General features: G+C 63.3%; 14 protein-coding genes. 8 read left to right on the forward strand and 6 right to left on the reverse strand.

Features of this window, described 5'->3' with window-relative positions:
* Positions 1–22: 22 nt before the first annotated feature.
* Entirely contained in the window at positions 23–1,456 is a 1,434-nt protein-coding gene (locus E5X34_RS16285; RefSeq protein ID WP_292566565.1) for a glutamine synthetase family protein, read from the reverse strand.
* Between the two features lie 130 nt (positions 1,457–1,586).
* Between E5X34_RS16285 and E5X34_RS16290 the strand changes: the two genes are divergently transcribed.
* Positions 1,587–2,309: an HAD family hydrolase gene (locus E5X34_RS16290; protein ID WP_292566568.1), complete on the forward strand. Its 723-nt coding sequence runs from the start codon at positions 1,587–1,589 to the stop codon at positions 2,307–2,309.
* A gap of 12 nt (positions 2,310–2,321) precedes the next feature.
* On the opposite strand, the gene E5X34_RS16295 is transcribed toward E5X34_RS16290, so the two are convergent.
* The 3 genes from E5X34_RS16295 to aceA form a co-directional block, all read right to left on the reverse strand.
* Positions 2,322–2,705, reverse strand: a complete 384-nt coding sequence (locus E5X34_RS16295) for a response regulator (protein WP_292566572.1) — start codon at positions 2,703–2,705, stop codon at positions 2,322–2,324.
* Positions 2,706–2,996: 291 nt separating this feature from the next.
* Entirely contained in the window at positions 2,997–3,239 is a 243-nt protein-coding gene (locus E5X34_RS16300; RefSeq protein WP_042640947.1) for a hypothetical protein, read from the reverse strand.
* Positions 3,240–3,293: 54 nt separating this feature from the next.
* The gene (gene aceA, locus E5X34_RS16305; protein WP_292566574.1) at positions 3,294–4,583 is read right to left on the reverse strand and encodes an isocitrate lyase; all 1,290 of its coding nucleotides are present in this window, start codon (positions 4,581–4,583) and stop codon (positions 3,294–3,296) included.
* Between the two features lie 250 nt (positions 4,584–4,833).
* Between aceA and E5X34_RS16310 the strand changes: the two genes are divergently transcribed.
* The 6 genes from E5X34_RS16310 to E5X34_RS16335 all read left to right on the forward strand — a co-directional run bounded on the left by E5X34_RS16310 (position 4,834) and on the right by E5X34_RS16335 (position 11,981).
* On the forward strand, positions 4,834–6,276 hold the full coding sequence (locus tag E5X34_RS16310; RefSeq protein WP_292566576.1) for an XRE family transcriptional regulator: 1,443 nt from the start codon (positions 4,834–4,836) through the stop codon (positions 6,274–6,276).
* Positions 6,277–6,424: 148 nt separating this feature from the next.
* Positions 6,425–7,375, forward strand: coding sequence for a DMT family transporter (locus E5X34_RS16315; RefSeq protein WP_292566579.1), 951 nt, complete (start codon positions 6,425–6,427; stop codon positions 7,373–7,375).
* A gap of 503 nt (positions 7,376–7,878) precedes the next feature.
* Entirely contained in the window at positions 7,879–8,976 is a 1,098-nt protein-coding gene (locus E5X34_RS16320; protein ID WP_292566582.1) for a polyamine ABC transporter substrate-binding protein, read from the forward strand.
* A gap of 78 nt (positions 8,977–9,054) precedes the next feature.
* Positions 9,055–10,194, forward strand: a complete 1,140-nt coding sequence (locus E5X34_RS16325; protein ID WP_127303129.1) for an ABC transporter ATP-binding protein — start codon at positions 9,055–9,057, stop codon at positions 10,192–10,194.
* Between the two features lie 9 nt (positions 10,195–10,203).
* On the forward strand, positions 10,204–11,166 hold the full coding sequence (locus tag E5X34_RS16330) for an ABC transporter permease subunit (protein ID WP_292566586.1): 963 nt from the start codon (positions 10,204–10,206) through the stop codon (positions 11,164–11,166).
* The gene (locus tag E5X34_RS16335; protein ID WP_095819802.1) at positions 11,163–11,981 is read left to right on the forward strand and encodes an ABC transporter permease subunit; all 819 of its coding nucleotides are present in this window, start codon (positions 11,163–11,165) and stop codon (positions 11,979–11,981) included. The genes E5X34_RS16330 and E5X34_RS16335 overlap by 4 nt, the downstream gene beginning before the upstream one ends.
* 33 nt (positions 11,982–12,014) lie before the next feature.
* Here E5X34_RS16335 and E5X34_RS16340 read toward each other — a convergent pair whose 3' ends face one another.
* Positions 12,015–13,895 carry an AsmA family protein gene (locus E5X34_RS16340; protein WP_292566588.1) on the reverse strand — a complete coding sequence of 627 codons (1,881 nt, stop codon included), beginning with the start codon at positions 13,893–13,895 and terminating at the stop codon, positions 12,015–12,017.
* Positions 13,896–14,161: 266 nt separating this feature from the next.
* Here E5X34_RS16340 and E5X34_RS16345 point away from each other — a divergent pair, with 266 nt between their 5' ends.
* Positions 14,162–16,120 carry an acetoacetate--CoA ligase gene (locus E5X34_RS16345; protein WP_292566591.1) on the forward strand — a complete coding sequence of 653 codons (1,959 nt, stop codon included), beginning with the start codon at positions 14,162–14,164 and terminating at the stop codon, positions 16,118–16,120.
* Positions 16,121–16,166: 46 nt separating this feature from the next.
* Here the strand turns inward: E5X34_RS16345 and E5X34_RS16350 are convergent.
* Positions 16,167–16,401 (reverse strand): hypothetical protein (locus E5X34_RS16350; RefSeq protein WP_292566594.1); only part of this gene is annotated, 235 nt, incomplete at its 5' end.

The raw sequence follows: 16,401 nt of genomic DNA on the forward strand, positions 1-16,401 counted from the left end.
CTTACTCCCCTACTGCCTTTTCTCACACATTCAGCAGCAGATATTCCCGCTCCCACGGGCTGATCACTTCCATGAAGGTCTCGAATTCGGCCCGTTTGATCGCTGCGTAGGTGGCGGCGAAGGATGTGCCGAGGATGGCCGCGAGCTCCTGATCGCCTTCGAACAGGTCGACCGCTTCCAGCAGGCTGCGCGGCAGGTCGATCTCGTCGGCATTGGCCGTGGTCAGCACCGGCGGCTCAGCCTTGACGTTTTTGGTCATGCCGATCAGCCCGCAGGCCAGCGACGCGGCCAACGCCAGATAGGGGTTGGCGTCCGACGACGGGATGCGGTTTTCGACGCGCCGCGCCGCCGGGTCCGAGCGCGGCACGCGGAAGGCGGTGGTGCGGTTGTCGTAGCCCCATTTGTTGTTGACCGGAGCCGAGGCCTGTTGCGTCAGCCGGCGGTAGGAATTGACGTAAGGCGCGAACATCACCAGCGCGTTCGGCACATGCTTTTGCATGCCGCCGATGAAGTGGAAGAAAGCGTCTGTCTCGGAGCCGTCCTCGGCCGAGAAGATGTTTTTGCCGGTCTTCTTGTCGACCACAGACTGGTGGATATGCATGGCCGAGCCCGGCTGTCCCTGGATCGGCTTTGCCATGAAGGTGGCGTAGATCTCGTGCTTCAGCGCCGCCTCGCGGATGGTGCGCTTGAACATGAACACCTGGTCGGCGAGCTCGATCGGGTTGCCGTGCCGCAGATTGATCTCGAGCTGGCCGGCGCCTTCCTCATGGATCAGCGTGTCGATCTCCAGGCCCTGCCGCTCCGAGAAATGGTAGATGTCGTCGATCAACTCGTCGAACTCGTTGACGCCGGCGATCGAATAGCCGGCGCCGCCGCCGATCGGCCGCCCCGAACGCCCGACGGGCGGCGTCAGCGGATAGTCCGGGTCGGGGTTCTTGCGCACCAGATAGAATTCGATCTCGGGTGCCACGACCGGTTTGAGCCCGCGCTCGTCATAGGCCGCAAGCACGCGCTTCAATACGTTGCGCGGCGTGAACTCGACCGAGCGGCCGTCCTGGTGCACGAGGTCGCAGATGACCGCTGCCGTCGGGTCTTCTTCCCAGGGCACGACGGTCAGCGTCGAGAGATCGGGCAAGAGCTTCAGGTCGCCATCGTCTTCGGGATAGTGGAAGCCGTTGCCGTCTTCCGGGTAACCGCCGGAGATCGTCGTCATGAACACGGCTGACGGCAGCGCCAGCGAGGTGTTGGAGGTGAATTTCTTTGACGGCATCATCTTGCCGCGGGCAACGCCGGCCTGGTCCGGCGTGATGCATTCGATGTCCTCGATGCCGCGCCACTCCAGCCAGGCGCTGGCTTCCTTCCAGTTCTTCACACCGCGTTCGTTTTTCAGGAAGGCAGGCGTGCGGGCGCGTCCCCCCCGGCTTGACGGACGGACTTCCTTTTTCTCAGGCGGCATCATTCACCAGATTGTGTTGCGGATTTCGGACTATAGCCGGGCGCCACGGGGAAAGGAAAGGGGAGGCGGGACAACCAGCTATCCGTCTTCAGGCTGGCGGCGCGCCGCAACAGCAGGTACACCGGCCGTCATGAAGAACGGACCCGCCTCTCATTTGACCACAATCGGCTTCGATGCCGACGACACGCTGTGGCAGAATGAGCAGTTCTTCCGCATGACCGAGAAGCGCTTTGCCGAAATGCTGGCGGAGCACGGCGACCATGAGCATATCGCGGCAAGGCTGCTCGAGGCGGAAAGGCGCAACCTCGCCCTCTACGGCTTCGGCATCAAGGGTTTTACCCTGTCGATGATCGAGACGGCGGTTGAGATCACCGGTGGTGGGGTGCCTGGTTCGATCATCGGCGAGATCCTGGCTGCCGGCCGCGAGATGCTCAGCCACCCGATCGAGCCGCTGCCGCATGCGCGGGAGACCGTCGAGAAGCTGGCGGGCTCCTACCATCTGGTGCTGATCACCAAGGGCGATCTCTTCGATCAGGAGCGCAAGCTTGCGCAGTCGGGAATGGGTGACCTCTTCGACGCGGTGGAGATTGTCAGCGACAAGACCGCCGCCACCTATGCCCGCATCTTCAGCCGCCATGGCCGTGGTCCGCAGAGCAGCATGATGGTTGGCAATTCCCTCAAGTCCGACGTGGTTCCCGCCATCGAGGCCGGCGGTTGGGGCATTCATGTGCCGCACGAATTGACCTGGGCGGTCGAACATGCCGAGGCGCCTGTCGAGGCGCCGCGGTTCCGTCAGATTGCCGACCTCGGCGAGTTGCCGAGCCTGGTCGAGGCTATCGCAAAGGGCGGCTGAACGCTTTCTGGTCTAGCCGCGCCCTGTCAGGCGATCGACCACCGGTTGCAGCCTCTCGGGCGTGATCGGCTTGGCGACCACCGCGTCGATCACGCTCGATAGGCCAAGGCTCTCCGGCGTGCCATTCCTGGTTGAGAGCAGGATAACCGCGGGCAGCGGCTTGCCGGAGACGCGCCGCCGCGCGTCGATGGCCGACAGCAGCGCGTCGCAATCCTTGTTGTCGGGCCCCCCGTCCAGGATGACGGCGCCGGGCAGTTGGCGGGCCAGCGTCTTCTCGGCCGCTTCGGGCAGTTCCGAGATCGGCTTCAGGCCCGATTTCTCGACGATTTTCGACACCACAACCCGATTGATCGATGATTTTCCGACGACCAGCACCTTGGAAAAGTCCGCCGCCATCGCACCGGCGCGGACTGCCGGTCTTGGATGTTTTTCGGAGTGGTCATCACGGTCGGCGGGACACATCGGCGGGCTGGCACTCTGGTTCAATGCAGGGTTGAAACCTGAGGCAGAATTGAGTGAGATCGCGGCCGGTGTCAAGCTGAAACGGTCGAAGCCGAAAATATAGCAAGAAAATCCTGAATTCAGCGTAAGTCGTGCCTTCCGACGAGAAAGGCAAATCGAAAAAATGCGACAGTCTCCCGAACGTATAACGCACGGAAGACTGTCGCCGAGACTGTTGACGTTACGTCAAGTGTGGCTCTGATGGGTGACGATGACGGGGATCAGCAGGTCCCCCCAGTTGCCGTCGCCGCCATGGTGCCTGGCCGAGCGCACCAGCTCCACCGAGACGCCGGCCTCGACCGCCTTCATGACCGACTGGTTGAGCCTGTGCAGATCGTTGGCAAGCATGCGGATCGTCGCCTGCTGGTCGACGCTCATCGCGCTTGATTGCTCTTCCGCCCTTTCCTTGACGCGGCTTATCGATGCCATTGGTCTTCTCCTCGATGTAGATGCCCTGCGGGCGTTTCCTCTGGTTGTTATCCGTTACTCGGCCGCCGGCCTGAACTGGGCGTGCTCGGTCGATTCATGCATGGCGGTGGTCGAAGACTGGCCGCCGGTGATCGCCATCGACACGGCGTCGAAATAGCCGGTGCCGACCTCGCGCTGGTGCTTGGTCGCGGTGTAGCCATTGGCTTCCGCCGCGAACTCGGCCTGCTGCAGTTCCGAATAGGCCGCCATCTGGCGGTCCTTGTAGCCGCGCGCCAGCTCGAACATGCCGAAGTTCAACTGGTGGAAGCCGGCCAGCGTGATGAACTGGAACTTGTAGCCCATCGCGCCGAGCTCCTTCTGGAACTTCGCGATCGTTGCGTCGTCGAGGTTCTTCTTCCAGTTGAACGACGGCGAACAGTTGTAGGCCAGCAGCTTGCCCGGATGATGCTTGTGCACGCCTTCGGCGAACTTCCTGGCCTGCGCCAGATCCGGCTTCGAGGTCTCGCACCAGATCAGGTCGGCATGCGGCGCATAGGCCACGGCGCGCGCGATGCAAGGCTCGATGCCGTTCCTCACATTGTAGAAGCCCTCGACCGTGCGGCCGGCATCGTAGTCGACGAAAGGCCGGTCGCGCTCGTCGATATCGGAGGTCAAGAGCTTCGCCGCTTCCGCGTCCGTGCGCGCCACGACCAGCGTCGGCGTGCCCATCACGTCGGCCGCCAGACGCGCCGCATTGAGGTTGCGGATATGCGCCGCGGTCGGGATCAGCACCTTGCCGCCGAGATGGCCGCACTTCTTTTCCGACGCCAGCTGGTCCTCATAGTGGACGCCGGCAGCACCCGCCTCGATGAAGGCCTTCATGATCTCGAAGGCGTTGAGCGGGCCGCCGAAGCCGGCTTCGGCGTCGGCGACGATCGGCGCGAACCAGGTCTCGACCGAAAGCCCGTTGCCTTCGGATGTCTCGATCTGATCGGCGCGCTGCAGGGTACGGTTGATGCGCTTGACGAGTTCCGGCGCCGCATTGGCCGGATAAAGCGACTGGTCCGGATACATGGCCGAAGCCGTGTTGGCGTCCGCGGCCACCTGCCAGCCCGAGAGATAGATCGCCTTCAACCCGGCCCGCACCTGCTGCATGGCCTGGTTGCCGGACATCGCGCCGAGCGCGTTGACGAAATCCTCCTCGCGGATGAGCTTCCACAGCCGGTTCGCGCCCATCTCGGCCAGCGTCTGGCGGATTTGCACGGAGCCGCGCAGCCGCTTCACATCCTCTGGCGAATAGGGGCGCTCGATGCCGTCGAAACGGCCTTCCGGCGCGGACGGGACGAGGTTGTAAAAATCGGTCATGGGTCACTCCGGATCGTTTGAAAACTGCTTCAGCGCCGCATCGCAAAGGCATATCCCGCGACGTCTGCGTGTGACATCGTTTACATTGCAGCGCGAAATACGCCAGGGAAACCGCCATTTTGCGCCAAAAATAGAGGAAAAACTGTGTTGCTATTGACAAGTCCGCTCTGTAAATTTGTCATGATTGTAAAAGCGGCAAGGCGGGCGCCGGGTTCGATGCGTCTGTAAATTCTTGTCAAGGGTGGAAGCGATGGCCGACCAGAAGATCTTTGCCGGGCCTCGGCTGCGCCGGCTGCGCAACGCCAGGGGCCTGACCCAGACGGCGATGGCCGAAGGGCTGGGCATCTCGCCGTCCTACCTCAACCTCATCGAGCGCAACCAGCGGCCGCTGACGGTGCAGCTCATCCTCAAGCTGGCCTCCGTCTATAAGGTCGATCCGCATGAATTGCAGGGAGAGGCCAGGGGATCGGTCGCGGCGCTGAAGGAAGTGTTCGGCGATCCGCTGCTGACCGGTGAACTTCCGGGCGATCAGGAGTTGATTGACCTCGCCGAGACGGCGCCGAACGCTTCGGCCGCGATGATAAAACTCTTTCGCGCCTATCGCGAGCAGGCCGAGCGTCTGTCCGACCTCAACCAGCTCCTGGCGAAGGAGGGCAGGGCGACCGCGCTGTCCGGCGCGCGCCTGCCCGCCGACGAAGTCCACGAAGTGTTCGAACGCCGGCCGAACCACTTTACCGCGCTGGAGGAGGAGGCGGAGGCTTTTACATCGCTCCTCGAGCCCGGCGACGATCTGTTCGGCGCGCTGAAGGCCTGGTTGAGGCGCGAGCATGGCATCGTCGTCAAGGTGCTGCCGGTCGCCACCATGCCCAACTGGCGCCGCCGCTATGACCGCCATTCGCAACGCCTGTTCCTGTCGGAGCGGCTGTCGCCCTTCGATCAGCTGCGTGAGGTCGCCATGGAGGCGAGCCTGATGCGCATGTCGGTGGCCGTCGCGGGCGAGATCCAGGCTCTGAAGCTCGGCACGGACGAGGCGCGCCGGCTCGCCCGCTTCGAGCTCGGCCGCTATGCCGCGCACGCCCTGATGATGCCCTATCAGGCTTTCCATGCCGCCGCCGTTCGCGCCCGCTATGATATCGATGTCCTGCGTTCTCGTTTCGGCGTCTCTTTCGAACAGGCGGCCAACCGCCTGACCATGCTGCAGCGGCAGGGCGCGGCGGGCGTGCCGTTCTTCATGCTGGAAGTCGACAATGCCGGCAACCGCTTCCGCAAGGCCGGCAGCCAGGGTTATCCGCAAAGCCGCTTCGGCGGCGGCTGCCCCAAGCTTCCCATTCACGCGGCGTTCTCGCAGCCGGGCCAGATCCTGGTCGAGGCGGTGGAAATGCCCGATGGGGCCGAGTTCCTTTGCGTCGCCCGCACGCTGGAGGGCCCGCAAGGCGCCTTCTCCGAACGCCCGCGCCGCACCGCGCTCCTGCTTGGTTGCGATATCGGCTTTCGCGACGAGATCGTCTATGGCGCGGCGCTGCCGGCCGGATCCTCCGGCAAGCCCGGGCAAGGTTTCGCCACTCCGGTCGGTCCCGCCTGCAGGCTTTGCGAGCGCGCCGGCTGCCTGGCGCGCGCCGAGCCGCCGGTGACGCGCCCGCTCGGCCTTGACGAGATGGTGACGGGCCTCAGCGCCTTCGATTTCCAGGGATAGTTGTCCCACATTTCAGCGAATGCTGGATCACGCCGGGCCTTGTGCTTTGCGCTACGTGATTGAGACACAGTCTTGTCGTCCGGAACACAGAGTTCCTGTTGTCCTGGGTGCATCGTAGCGCGCAGATAACTCGCTGACAGTCCTATTCATGTCCGATACCGCCTCGTCCAGTGCCGTCTTGCCAGCCGTCTCGCCGCGCGAGGAGCGGATCGGCATGCTCCTGGTCTTCCTGTCGGCGCTGATGTGGAGTTTCGGCGGCACCATCGCCCGGTTCATCCATATCGGCGACTCATGGACCGTGGTGTTCTGGCGTTCGCTCTGGGCCGTGGCCTTCCTCGTCGCGTTCATGGTCTGGCGCGACGGCTGGCGGGGCACGTTGAGATTGTTCCGCGATATGGGCCTGCCTGGTCTCGGCGTGGCCTTGTGCTTTGCCACGGCCTCGACCAGCTTTATCGTTGCGCTTGCCTACACCACCGTTGCCAACATCCTCCTGATGCAGGCCGGAGTTCCGCTGCTGGCGGCTCTGCTTGCGTGGCTCTTGTTTCGCGAGCGTGTCAGCCCGGCGACCTGGGTCGCCATCGCCGCAGTGATCACCGGCGTTGCCATCATGGTCTCCGAATCCCTCGGCGGCGCCGTCTCGCCCATCGGCGATGGCCTGGCTCTGCTGATTGCGGTGATGTTTTCGTTCGCGACGGTGATCACCCGGCGCTTTGCTCATGTGCGGATGGTGCCGGCCACCTGTCTCGGCGCGCTGCTTGCCGGTATCTTTGCCGCCGCCCAGGCCACGGAATTTGCGGTGTCCGCACGCGACATGGGCTTCCTTTTCGCCTTCGGTGTCGTCAACCTCGGCGTCGGCCTCGCCTTTTTCGCCATGGGCGCCCGGCTGGTGCCGGCTGCAATCGCGGCGCTGCTCGGCACTTTCGAGCCGATCCTCGGGCCTATCTGGGTCTGGCTCGTCCATTCCGAGGTGCCGTCGGTGCGCACCATCATCGGCGGCACGGTCGTGGTCACCGCGTTGCTCGTCCATATCGGCCTGGAGTTCAAGCGTCAGGCGCGGCCGGCGCGCCCCGGCATCACCGGCCTGCCGTCGCCCAATTGACCAATGCATGTCGCCCAAAAGTGCGCAGCGGTTTTGGGAGAACGACATGCATGTATCAAGACAACAGCATGTCGCCCAGAAGTGTGCAGCGGTTCTGGGACAACGACATGCATCAAAACAAAGACCCAAAGCGCCTCGCCCGAATCCCTCTCAGAGCGACGCGCTTTAGGCAGCCTTCCCCATTGACAACCCCGCTGCCGGGCGGGCAGGCTGCGATCACGGCAACAACAAGACAGGCGTATCTTGCCAAGTGTCTCTGCCGGCCTGGCCAAGGCCGGACCACATCGTCGTATCTCTGCCCACGCCACGGCAAATGCCGCTGACGCCGCCCGGGTACCCTACAAGGGCACCCTGCGGGAGGTCTTCGACCACCGACCGGCAACCCGGCGCAGTGCCGACAGGTCGCGCTTGTTGCCCTCCGGAAAGCCCAATAGTCTGAAATCAATGCCGCGCCGCCATATCGCGACGAGCCGGCAAGGGAACACTCACCAAAGGAGAACATCATGATCCGCAAAGCGCTCTGGCTTTCGGCGACGTCGGTATTTCTGACGCTTTTCACGGCAGGCGGCCATGCCGAGGACCGCGTCGTCAACGTCTACAACTGGTCGGACTATATCGACAGCTCGATCATCGACGACTTCACCAAGAAGACCGGCATCAAGGTCGTCTACGACACCTTCGATTCCAACGAGATCCTCGAAACGAAGCTGCTTGCCGGTGGCAGCGGCTACGACGTCGTCGTGCCGAGCGCGAACTTCCTGGCGCGCCAGATCCAGGCGGGCGTGTTCCAGAAGCTCGACAAGTCGAAGCTGCCGAACATCTCCAACATGTGGGACGTCATCTCCGAGCGCACCGCCAAATACGATCCGGGCAACGAATATTCGGTCAACTACATGTGGGGCACCGTCGGCCTCGGCTACAACGTCAAGAAGGTGACGGCCGCGCTCGGCACCGACAAGATCGACAGCTGGGATGTTTTCTTCAATCCGGACAAGCTGGCCAAGCTGAAGGATTGCGGCGTCTATGTGCTGGATTCTCCCGCCGACATCATTCCGGCGGCGTTGAAATATCTAGGCCTCGATCCCAACAGCACCTCGCCGGATGACATTGCCAAGGCCGAGGAAGCTTTGCTCAAGGTCCGCCCCTATATCCGCAAGTTCCATTCGTCCGAATACATCAACGCCTTGGCCAATGGCGACATCTGCCTGGCGATCGGCTGGTCGGGTGACGTCTTCCAGGCCCGCAACCGCGCCGAGGAAGCCAAGCAGGGCGTCGAGATCGGCTATTCGGTGCCGAAGGAAGGCGCCCAGATGTGGTTCGACCAGATGGCGATCCCGGCGGACGCGCCGCATGTCGCCGAAGCGCTCGAGTTCATCAATTACATGATGACCCCCGAAGTTATCGCCAAGTCGTCGAACTACGTGCTCTACGCCAACGGCAACAAGGCTTCGCAGCAATTCGTCGACAAGGCGATCCTGGAAGATACTTCGGTCTATCCCGACGAAGAGACGATCAAGAAGCTCTATACGGTCAAGCCATATGATCCAAAGACACAGCGCGTCATCACGCGCACCTGGACCAAGATCGTCACCGGTCAGTAAGCATTGAGACACGACCCCGGCAGCCAACTGCCGGGGTCGCTTTCTTTTGGGGAATCAAAAAGTAACGGAGTGGGGATCATGAAATCGCTTGGCAGCATCCGCAGGGATTTCGCGCCATGGAACGACCCGAACGCCAAGCCATATATCCAGTTCGACAAGGTCACCAAGAAGTTCGGTGAATTCACCGCCGTCAACAATCTGTCGCTGACCATCTTCGAGCGCGAATTCTTCGCGCTGCTCGGCGCGTCCGGTTGCGGCAAGTCGACCCTGCTCAGGATGCTCGCCGGCTTCGAGGAGCCGACGGCGGGCCGCATCCTGCTGGACGGTCAGGACCTGCGCGGCATCCCGCCCTACAAGCGGCCGGTCAACATGATGTTCCAGTCCTACGCGCTGTTCCCGCATATGACGGTGGAGAAGAACATCGCCTTCGGCCTCAAGCAGGAAGGCATGCCGGGACCCGATATCGAAAAGCGCGTCGCCGAGATGCTGAAGCTGGTCAAGCTCGAGCAGTTCGCCAAGCGCAAGCCGCATCAGCTCTCGGGCGGCCAGCGCCAGCGCGTGGCGCTAGCCCGCTCGGTCGCCAAGCGGCCCAAGGTTCTGCTGCTCGACGAACCGCTCGGCGCTTTGGACAAGAAGCTGCGCGAGGAAACCCAGTTCGAACTGATGGACCTGCAGCAGGAACTCGGCCTCACCTTCGTCGTCGTCACCCACGATCAGGAAGAAGCCATGACCATGGCCGATCGCATCGCCATCATGGACAAGGGCGAGGTCATGCAGGTCGCCACGCCAGCCGAGATCTACGAGGCGCCGACCTCGCGTTTCGTGGCGCATTTCGTCGGCAACGTGAACATGTTCGAGGGCAAGGTTGCCGAGCATACCGCAAACGCGACGCGCATCACCGGCGCGACCGGGGCTGAGATCGTCGTCGACAATGGCGGCAAAGCCGCTGCCGGCTCCGACATCGTCTTCGCGATCCGGCCGGAAAAGATCAAGGTCTCCTCGAAAAAGCCCGCCGATGCCGTCAATGCGCTGGAAGGCGAGGTCTATGACGTCGCCTATCTCGGCGACATGACCGTCTATCACATCAAGCTCGATGACGGGCAGATCGTGCGGGCGAGCGCGCTGAACGCCTCGCGTGTCACCGAGGATCCGCTGACCTGGAACGACCGCGCCTGGGTCTCCTTCCGGCCCGATGCCGGCGTCGTGTTGACCAGGTAGGAGGCTGAGATGACCGATATCGCAGCGACTGCCGCCCCGTCGACGCAAACCCCGACACTGCCGGCGAGGCTGGCGAAGGGCTTCGTCAACCGCCTCGTCATCATCATCCCCTATCTCTGGCTGCTGTTCTTCTTCCTCATTCCCTTCATCATCGTCTTCAAGATATCGCTGTCGCAGACGGCGATCTCGATGCCACCCTATACGCCGGTGCTCGACTTCAGCGACGGCATCTCGGGATTCCTCGCCGGCTTCCGCGAGCTCAACTTCGACAACTACACCTGGCTCACCCAGGATGCGCTCTATTTCAACGCCTATGTGACGAGCCTGATCATCGCGGGCATCTCGACGATGCTCACCCTGATCGTCGGCTATCCGATCGCCTATGGCATGGCGCGGGCGCCGGCGACGATCCGTCCGACCTTGCTGATGCTGGTGATCCTGCCCTTCTGGACATCGTTCTTGATCCGCGTCTATGCCTGGATCGGCATCCTCAAGCCCGAAGGGCTGCTCAATCAGTTGCTGATGTCGCTGCACATCATCAGCCAGCCGCTGGTGATCTTGAACACCTACACGGCGATCTTCATCGGCATCGTCTATTCCTACCTGCCCTTCATGGTGCTGCCGCTTTATTCATCGCTTGAGAAGATGGACTATTCGCTGGTCGAGGCCGCGGAGGATCTTGGCTGTCCGCCGATCGGCGCCTTCTGGAAGATCACCTTCCCGCTGTCGCTGCCCGGCGTCGTCGCCGGCTGCCTGCTGGTGTTCATCCCGGCCGTCGGCGAGTTCGTCATTCCCGACCTTCTCGGCGGCTCGCAGACGCTGATGATCGGCAAGACGCTCTGGAACGAATTCTTCTCCAATCGCGACTGGCCGGTCTCCTCGGCGGTGGCCGTCATCCTGCTTCTGGTTCTGACCATCCCGATCATGTTCTTCCAGCAGGCGCAGGCAAAGGCACAGGAGCAGGGCAGATGAACTCGACCTGGAGTCGCTTCAACATCACCTCGATCGTGCTGGGCTTTGCCTTCCTCTATCTGCCGATCGTGCTTTTGATCGTCTTTTCCTTCAACGAGTCCAAGCTCGTCACCGTCTGGGGCGGCTTCTCGACCAAATGGTACGTGTCGCTGTTCCACAATCAGGGCCTGATGGACGCCACCTGGGTGACTGCGCGTGTCGGCGTCATCTCGGCGACGGTGGCGACCGTGCTCGGCACGCTCGCCGCCATCACGTTGACGCGCTACACGCGCTTCCGCGGGCGGGTGCTGTTCTCGGGCATGGTCTTCGCGCCGCTGGTCATGCCGGAGGTCATCACGGGCCTGTCGCTGCTCTTGCTGTTCGTCGCCGTCGGACTCGACCGCGGCTTCTTCACGGTGACGCTCGCGCATATCACCTTCACCATGTGCTTCGTCGCCGTCGTCGTGCAGTCGCGGCTGGTCTCGTTCGATCGCTCGCTCGAGGAGGCGGCGATGGATCTCGGCGCGCCGCCGGTGAAGACCTTCTTCCAGATCACCTTGCCGGTCATCCTGCCGGCGATCATCTCCGGCTGGATGCTGGCTTTCACGCTCTCGCTCGACGATCTGGTCATCGCGAGCTTCTCCTCGGGTCCGGGCGCCACCACGCTGCCGATGAAGATCTACAGCCAGGTGCGTCTCGGCGTGACGCCGGAAATCAACGCCGCCTGCACCATCCTGATCGCGGTCGTGGCGATCGGCGTCATCATCGCCTCGATCGCCAACAAGCGTCGCGAGATCCAGCGCCAGCTCGACGAGCAGGCCGCGCAGCGCGGTTGAGCAGTTGGGTGCGGGGACGCTTTGCGCCCCGCCTTACTGGCCTGAAACGCCGGGAGCGATCGGCGAGATGAACGGCGCGCTCCAGTTGCCGCCGACGAAGAACAGCGACTGGTTCGGCTGAGCGGGAGGCGGACTGGCAGCCTGGCCGTTGGTCTGCTGGGGCTGCTGTGCCGGCTGTCCGCTGGGCACCACGCCGCCCGAGAGCGCCAGCCCGCGTCCGGCGTAGGAGGCGATGCCCGACAGCCAGATCTTGTATTTCTGCGCATTGATCTCGGCCTTGTCGAGGCGCGCCACGCCTTTCGAGATGCTAGCCTTGATCTCGGCGCCGTCGATCGGCAGCGCACCATTGGCGACGTCGTCAAGCGCGAAGAAGCCGCCTTGCTGGTTGCGCTTGAGGAAGGCCGGCAGGTCGAGCCCGTTGAGCGTGCCCGGCCCGAACGTCGCCGAGAACGATCCGTCAGCATTCTCGAAGATCGAGTTCCACGCCTTGCCGGGTCCCTTGAGGATGACCGATACCGTCCCGGTGCCGGCCGGCACCAGCCGCGTCATTCCCGCCGCCGTGGCAAAGGCTCCCGTATCCACATCCGACGCCAGGAGCCGCAGTTCCACCTGCGTGCCTTCCGGCTTGCGGTCGAAGCGCAGGCTGCTCTGGATGGTGCCGTTGAAGGCCGACGCATCGGATATGTCGAAGACGGCAAGGCCGTTCTTGACCTGCGCGGTCGCCGCGACGTCGGCCAACTGCACCGGTCCCGCCATGGCATGCGCCGCCGACAGCCTGAGGTCGAGGTTGATGCGGTCGGCGAAGCTGGTGTCGATGTCGCCTGGACCGGCCTCGCCGGTGGGCGCGACGGGCGTGAAGGCCGACAGGAAAGATCTCAGATCCAGCGTATCGAAGGCGAGCGTGCCGGCGATCACCGGGCGCCCTTCGGCGAAGGAGAAATCCAGCGCTCCCATGCCCGGATTGTTGTTCAGCGTGACGGTCGTGTTCTCGAATTTCGCACGCCCCGCCGAGGCGTTCACCTTGCTGGTGACCGAGACCGCACCGATCGCGGCACCCGGCGCGAGGCCGGCCTGCGACCACTCCAGCACGCGCCGCAGCGACGGCGCGGCGAACTTGGCCTGGCCATCCAGATAGGCGTTGTCCGACATCGAGGCCGTTCCGTCGAAGGAGAATGTCGCGGGCGCCGCCTTGAAGGAGAGGGTGACGGGCGCCGCGCCTCCGGCGAAAAGCACCAGCGGTTTCGCCGAGGAGAAATCGAGCTGCACGCTTTCGCCGCGCCAGATCCCGGTCGCGGTCAGCGACGCATCGCTGTTCATCGCTTCCCAGTTCACCTGGCCGTTCAGGCTGCTCAGGACTTCGGCGTCCTTGCCGTCAACCGAAGTCACCACGCGACCATCGCGGAATTCGACGGTGCCGAACGGATCGGACGGCAATCGGCCGAGATCCGGCTTCTGCGGGTTGGCGGTGACCACGCCACGCGCGGTATCGATCGAGCGCGTGATGCGCCCCCCGGTCGGAAGCGGCGGCAGGTAGAAGCCGTTCGCCATGCGCTGGACCCTGATCGTCGGGCGCACCAGCCTCGCGGTCGAGAAGGCGACGTTGCCCTGCAAGGCCGCCATGGCGGAGAGGTCGACTTCGACGCGATCGGCCTCGACCACCGGCGGCGCGTCGGTCTCGGTCCATTGCGACAGTGTCACGTCGCTGAGGATGGCCCGGAATTTCGGCCACACCTCGATGCGCGGTGAGCCGTCGATCGTCACCCTGAAGCCGCTCCAGGCGCTCAATTCCCAGGCGATGCGATCGCGCACGATGCGGGTCGAGGCAATCAGCGGCAGCGCCGCGACCGCGAGCGCGATGACGAGCACGGCGACGCCGATCGCCCACACCCCGCGCCGGATCAAAGATGATGGCATTTTGCCCCGTATGCTTCTATTGCCGACAAAATCGCCCGACGGGTGTAACCGAGCGCCGACGCTTTTCAAGTCTTTATGGCCTTGCGATGGCATTTGCGCAGCGACAGCGATGGGTCGCGTGAACAAGATCTTGCTCTGCTGCGCTGCAATATGCATAAGCGAACCGTACGACCCCGGTCCACGGTTGCGCGCCGTTTTTGGAACGATGGCATAGGCGACGTTGAGCTTAACTGGCTCGTTCGCGACGCGCTTTGGGAGGAGCGATCATGGCCGCCGACACACCTTTGTGGACCCCGACGCAGGAGCGGATCGACGCAGCGCCTCTAACCGCGTTCATGAAGGCCGCGGCTGCGAAGGCCGGGGAGGCTTTCTCCAGCTATGCGGACCTTCACCGCTGGTCGATCGAGGATCGAGAAGCCTTCTGGAGCCTGGTCTGGGATTTCTGCGGGCTTGTCGGCGACAAGGGCGAGCGGCACCTCATCGACGGCGAGCGGATGCCAGGCGCGGCTTTCTTTCCTGACGCCAAGTTGAACTTTGCCGAGAACCTTTTGCAGAAGACCGGCGGCGGCCCGGCCATCGTCTTTCGCGGCGAGGACAAGGTCGAGCGCCGGCTGTCCTGGAACGAGCTTCACGCGCTGACCTCGCGGCTGCAGCAGCTTTTCCTGTCGGTCGGCGTCAAGGCTGGCGACCGCATCGCCGCCATGATGCCGAACATGCCCGACACCATCGCCGCGATGCTGGCGGCAAGCTCGATCGGCGCGGTGTGGTCGTCCTGCTCTCCCGATTTCGGCGAGCAGGGCGTGCTCGACCGCTTCGGCCAGATCGAACCGGTCGTCTTCATCGCGCCGGACGGCTATTGGTACAACGGCAAGGCGATCGAAGTGGCCGACAAGGTCCGCGCCGTGGCGGCCAAGCTCACCACACTGCGCAAGGTGCTGATCGTCGATTATCTCGGCACCTCGGCCGACGTCGCCGCCACCATCGACAAGGCGACCGCGCTCGAAGAAGCGCTCTCGCCATTCGCCGCAAAGACCGTCAGCTTCGAGCGGCTGCCCTTCGCGCATCCGCTCTACATCCTGTTTTCCTCGGGCACGACCGGCATCCCGAAATGCATTGTGCATTCGGCCGGCGGCACGCTGATCCAGCACGTCAAGGAGCACCGGCTGCATGCCGGCCTGCTCGATGGCGATCGCCTGTTCTATTTCACCACCTGCGGCTGGATGATGTGGAACTGGCTGGTCTCGGGCCTCGCCTCGGGCGCTACGCTTTTGCTCTATGACGGCTCGCCTTTCTACCCCGACGGCAACGTGCTGTTCGATTTCGCCGACGCCGAGCAGATGACCTATTTCGGCACCTCGGCGAAGTTCATCGATTCCGTTCGCAAGGCAGGGCTCAAGCCGATCGTCAGCCACGATCTGTCCAGCGTGCGCACCATCTCCTCCACCGGCTCGCCGCTGTCGCCGGAGGATTTCCGCTTCGTCTATGACGGCATCAAGAAGGACGTGCATCTGGCCTCGATCTCGGGAGGTACCGACATCGTGTCCTGTTTCGTGCTCGGCGTGCCGACCGAGCCGGTCTGGACCGGCGAGATCCAGGGAGCTGGTCTCGGCCTGGCGGTCGACGTGTGGGATGACGACGGCAAGCCTATCCGGCAGGAGAAGGGCGAGCTCGTCTGCACCAAGGCCTTCCCGTCGATGCCGATCGGCTTCTGGAACGACCCCGAGGGCAAGAAGTATCACGCCGCCTATTTCGAGCGTTTCGACAATGTCTGGTGCCATGGCGACTTCGCCGAATGGACGGCGCATGGCGGCATGATCATCCATGGCCGTTCGGACGCGACGCTCAATCCGGGCGGGGTTCGGATCGGCACGGCCGAGATCTACAACCAGGTCGAACAGATGCCGGAAATCCTCGAGGCGCTCTGCATCGGCCAGGATTTCGACAATGATGTCCGTGTCGTGCTGTTCGTGCGTCTGGCAGCCGGCGTCGGCTTGGACGAGGATCTGGAAAAGCGAATCCGCGCCAGGATCCGCACCGGCGCCAGCCCGCGTCACGTGCCGGCCAGGATCGTCGCCGTCACCGACATCCCGCGCACCAAGTCCGGCAAGATCACCGAACTTGCGGTGCGCGACGTGGTTCACGGCCGTGCCGTCAAGAACAAGGAAGCGCTTGCAAACCCGGAAGCGCTGGAGCTGTTCCGCAACCTGCCGCAGCTGGCGGGCTGACGGGCGGCATGGTTAACGAAATCTCTCCAGCGAATTTACCTAGATTTCACGGGTGGTACACATTCGTAAATTTTTCCGCGGCCCGGTAAGGAGTTGTTAAGGGACGACCCCGATAGTCGCGTGTAACTTGAGGGAGAAATCCCGTTCCTCGTCCCCTGAGGTTCAGCTCAAGCCCCCGTTGTGACAGCATCCCATTTCTCAAGGCGTCCTTCAGGACGCCTTTTTCTTGGTTGTGTGCGTCAAGTTCTGCAAAAAGGGGGCGGCCATATTGCTGGTCATGC

Origin of the sequence: Mesorhizobium sp., assembly GCF_004963255.1 — a bacterium.
Taxonomy (GTDB): Bacteria; Pseudomonadota; Alphaproteobacteria; order Rhizobiales; family Rhizobiaceae; genus Mesorhizobium.